This window comes from Mesotoga infera (assembly GCA_011045915.1).
GTDB lineage: Bacteria > Thermotogota > Thermotogae > Petrotogales > Kosmotogaceae > Mesotoga > Mesotoga infera_D.
The window spans coordinates 1-4,495 of sequence record DSBT01000400.1 but is presented as its reverse complement, the minus strand read 5'-3'; the positions used below and the strand labels follow the sequence as shown (position 1 = coordinate 4,495).

5 protein-coding genes are annotated in these 4,495 nt (G+C 44.2%); all 5 read right to left on the bottom strand.

The window, feature by feature from the left end:
• Positions 1 to 1,008, bottom strand: a 1,008-nt coding sequence (locus tag ENN47_12980) for a PEGA domain-containing protein (GenBank protein HDP79060.1), incomplete at its 3' end; no start/stop codon positions are given.
• A 26-nt stretch (positions 1,009 to 1,034) separates the two neighbouring features.
• Positions 1,035 to 2,426: a hypothetical protein gene (locus ENN47_12975; protein ID HDP79059.1), complete on the bottom strand. Its 1,392-nt coding sequence runs from the start codon at positions 2,424 to 2,426 to the stop codon at positions 1,035 to 1,037.
• A 47-nt stretch (positions 2,427 to 2,473) separates the two neighbouring features.
• The gene (locus ENN47_12970; GenBank protein ID HDP79058.1) at positions 2,474 to 3,238 is read right to left on the bottom strand and encodes a hypothetical protein; all 765 of its coding nucleotides are present in this window, start codon (positions 3,236 to 3,238) and stop codon (positions 2,474 to 2,476) included.
• On the bottom strand, positions 3,235 to 4,173 hold the full coding sequence (locus ENN47_12965; GenBank protein HDP79057.1) for an RluA family pseudouridine synthase: 939 nt from the start codon (positions 4,171 to 4,173) through the stop codon (positions 3,235 to 3,237). Before ENN47_12965 ends, ENN47_12970 begins: the two co-directional genes overlap by 4 nt.
• Positions 4,170 to 4,421, bottom strand: coding sequence for an acyl carrier protein (gene acpP / locus ENN47_12960; protein ID HDP79056.1), 252 nt, complete (start codon positions 4,419 to 4,421; stop codon positions 4,170 to 4,172). The genes ENN47_12965 and acpP overlap by 4 nt, the downstream gene beginning before the upstream one ends.
• Positions 4,422 to 4,495 lie beyond the last annotated feature (74 nt).

Here is a 4,495-nt window from a genome sequence, read left to right as displayed (position 1 = left end):
TGATAACTGATAGTTCTGTACAACAGGAGTCAAAGTCAGCGATTTCGAGATATTTCGATTCAGTACAAAAGTCTCCGTATAAGTCTCATAACCCGCTTTGGATACACTAAGATTCTTCGTTCCTTCTTCGAGGGTGACATTTAATGGCGTTCTGCCTATTGAACTACCGTTGATTTGTACCATAGCGTCACTTGGGTTCGTAACCAGAGAGAACTGGTACTCCTTAGCGAACTTCTGAAGATCAATTCTCACATCAAGTGTTTGCCCACTCACAATAGTGAACTGTCTGGTTTCGGTCCTGTAACCGTTCATGTACGCTGTAACCATGTGGTTTCCCGGATCGAGGTCTATGTTAACGGGACTCCTACCTACCATCTTTCCGTCAACGTATAAGGTTGCATTTGACGGTGTCGTGCTTATCCTTGCTCGACCTGTGGTGGGCATAATATCAAGATAGAACCAGGCTGTGGAGACCGCGTACTCTTGCTTATCTATCACCGGGATTACTTTCATGGTGACGAAGTCTTCTGCGCCTATACTAGCCCTAGGGAAGATGTCTCCCGATTCAGCCCTCACCATAAGATCATCAAGGAAACCAAGAGGCGATGTGGATGCCACTATCTGGAAGATTTCCTTACCGCCACCGGTTTCGCTGGTCAGTTGAAGCCGGTATCTGGTAGTTGCATTGTCAGTCGGAAGAGAGTAGGTAACACCGGCCTTCAGCGCGTTGTTCCGGTCATAGCCGTTAGGGAAGATAAGCTGAATCTCTCCGTTTGGCGTTATGTCGTAAATTGCAACATACGCGTCTTTGTTCACTTTGAAATATGTCTTCACTTCTTCACCGGAATAATAAAGAGAACCATTATCTCTGTCAAGCCAAATAGAAACTTCAAGGCCTCCCTGAGGCTGTTCCGGCACAATTATGACTTTCTGCACATCATAAGTCACTACCCCAAAAACTGATATTGCCAAGAAAAAAAAGAGAATGACTAATATTGTCTTCTTCATATTCTCACCCCTCCCATTATCAGGTATTAATTAGACTGATTTTCATCAACCTCGTTCAATGAACCTTCAACCGCTCTTCCGAACTTATTATACTTCTTCACAATTCCAATAATTACAAGTGAGATTAGTGCTCCAAAACCTAGACCATATAGACTCCTGACTATGTCGGTCCAGAGAGGAACGGTCGCATGGCAAAACGTGTTTACAATTGAAACGATCGCAAGAGATCCACCTGAAGCGATAATCGGACCGAGCTTTCCTTTGATGTCGAAAGAAAAGTGAAGAAGCAAGGCAAGCAATGGATAGGCAAGCAATTCTTTGAAGCGCGGCCGAACCACAAGAAGATTATCCAGGAAGTCTCTCAATGATCTTTCCAGATCAAGCACAAAAGTGAAGTTACCACTTCTCAGGATATAGTAAGCTGCCGCCACAATAACAAGCGCAACTACCAGCAAATCGCCCTTCGTAACCTTCTTCCCAATACTCCTCGCAAAACCGCTGACAAACAACCATCCAGGAAGCGCCACTAGAGATAGTTTCACCCCTCGAAAGAGTTCAAGTCCGTTCCGGTAATCTGCTCCAACCATAGAAGCGTTCACAGCGAGTCCAAGGAAAACCGAAAACGAGAAGAAGAGAAGAAGTCCCTTGAGAACTCCCATTTTCAGCGAAGACACTTTGAGATATATGGCAAACTCTCCCGATATAACGGCTAACGGAAGACCCACGATCGGAAAAAACAAGAACAAAGCAGTACAGATAACCGCAAGCATCGGACTGATAGACATCAGGAGGACAAACACAAAAAGAGATGACAGAAGTACGAACCTTGATGAACCTGTCCTTGGAGAGACGATCTCTCCAGAAATCAGCCCTCTGTAATTCAGATCCTCATATACTTCGGAAACCAAATGATCGTAGTCGAAATCGTCGTCAGGTGTCAAAAAAAGTATTGCATCAACACTTCTCTCTCTTATTGACCTCAGGTATCTCGTTACTGCTTTCTGTATGTCGTAGTTTGGATACTCTTTCTTTTTCAAGTTGTGCACGCGAAACACCAGAGACTTGTTCTCCCTTGCCCTCAGAACATCAAGGACATAATGGCCTCTTTCATCAAACTCCATATATCCTGCATAAGCGGAGTGGCTGTCAAGAATTGAAGCCAGTTCCGAAACAGTATAAGGAGAAACGCCAGTAAGAATTACGGGTATCTGGAGTTCCAAAATCTCTTCAAGCCTGAACCAGTCTTCTCTAAGATCGACCAGAACGACTGAAGATTCGAGCGCGGTTGCTGTATCAATCTCCTTTACATAAACAAGCTGTTTGGAAGGAATTCCTTCAACCTCTTTCTCAGTTATCACCGCCGCACTGTTGTAATTAGAATCCAAAGCGATTCTCCAGGGAATGTAAAGAAGAGACAACAGCAGTCCAACAATGAAAGCTATTAGGACTACTCCGTTTCCAAGAGTTACTGTATTCCTTGTTCCTTCGTTTCTTTGTCTTCTTCGAGGCTTCTTAGGTCTAACTGGAATTTCCGCCAATACTTGTCTCTCCTCCCGATTAGAAGATAAAGAAATAATACAACACCGATAAGAAATGGAGAATACGGGAGGAGAAAAACTAACCTCCAGCTCGTAATCATTGAACCGAGACTTGATCCAAAAACCTTATTGAAAGCGCTATTAATATCTCCCTCATCGGAAATTTCATCTATTACTCTAATCAGATCTCGGTAAGTATATCTCTCCAGAATGTAACCGGCAAAGCTTGACACCGCTCCGTAGAATACACCCTGATCAGCCTTCTGGGGATATCTCTTATCAAAAGCCGTGAAATCAAAAAAGGCGGCTCTAAGCTCGGGCCTGTTTGTCCGAGTATGGAGATTCTGAAATCCTTCTGCAATAAGCTCATGGTACCATAGAGGGATTTCATCGGGATTAAGACCTTCACTTCTCAGATATTCGAAGAAATAAACGTGGGCAAGTTCGTGTCTAGCAACTCCCGACCTGTAAGAAGAGGTGTAGAGAAATATCTGATAAATCCCGTTGTTATCAATCGCTGCAGGTTGCTCGTGACCTTCGCCCTTAAGAATCGAAAGGCTGTACTTCACCGAGAAATTGTAGATCATTGATAGCTCCGCATTCGCCTCTTCTATCTCGTTTCTGATCTCCAACTGACCAAACCCGGAAACAGCTGCCAGAGTAATGGCTAAAATAAGAAATATTGACTTCATTTAAGGTTGGCCAACACCTTCTGGAGGTCAACAGCAAGCTCGGATGCGATCTCGATTCTCTTTCCATTTTCTCTGGTGAAGGAAAGTCTGGAGCAGTGAAGAAAATACCGTTTCAGTCCTGTTATCTTCTTAAAGTCTTTATTGAACGCCCTGTCACCATATACATCGTCTCCGACAACCGGATAACCTGCCTCACTCAACTGGCGGCGTATTTGATGCTTCTTCCCGGTAAACAGATCAACCCATAGCAGCGAGACCGATTCAAAGCTTTTTTCTACCTCGAAAGCCATTGACTCGACAAATTTCTCTCTCCGGGAAATTAGCTTCCGGTTTTTCTCAGGAATACCTTTCACGAGCGTTTGGTAACCCTTTTCTACTCCGCGTTCTCTAAAGAGCTTCGAGAGTTCTCTTGCCGCTTCGGGCGATTTAGCGAAAACAATCACCCCGGAAGTGTGCTTATCAAGCCTATGAACCGGGCGGGGTACAAAGCCTCTGGCATCTCCGTATGCCATCAGTCCTTCGATAAGCGTTACTATCTGAATTCCCTTACCGGGATGAACGGATATCCCCGAAGGTTTATCTACAGCCACCATCAAGTCATCTTCGAATAGAATAACAAGGGGAATTTCGTGAGGCGTAAGTTCGCGCGATTCTTCAAGACGCTTGAGTCTTGAAGGATCTCCTGAAAAGACTACCTGAACCACATCTCCAATCTCCAGTCTTGAGGAACCGTCTTTCACTCTCTCTCCATTTACTCTGACGTTTCCCTTTCTCAGAAGCTTGTAAATCGATGAAAGCTTGAGATCCGAGAGTTCTCTTCTCAAGAATCTATCAAGCCTCTCATAGAAATTCTCTTTCACAACTTTCAATTCTCTGTCGATAGAAATCACTCCACAAAATTTTAAGGGGGCTTCAAGCCCCCTTACAAACCTCAGTCCTCAACGCCCAGACCTTTGTTGATACTCTCCACAATGTCTCCAACAGTAGAGATACTCTCGATCTGTTCATCCTCAACCTTGAAATCAAACTCGTCTTCAAATGCCATAACCAGGTCGACCAGATCAAGGGAATCGGCTCCGAGATCCTCGGTAAGATCGGAATCCATGGCGATTTCATCTTCTTCCACACCTAGTTTCTCAGAGATTATGCTTTTCACTCTGTCGAAAACTTCATCTGCTGTCAAAGGATTTCCTCCCTTCGAATTCTTTCTGGAAATCGGAACAATTATATTGATCGGAAGCTACAAAGTCAAATGGC

Coding starts and splice junctions, on each gene's coding strand:
- ENN47_12970 (HDP79058.1), bottom strand. CDS start 3,238: ATGAAGTCAATATTTCTTATTTTAGCCATTACTCTGGCAGCTGTTTCC.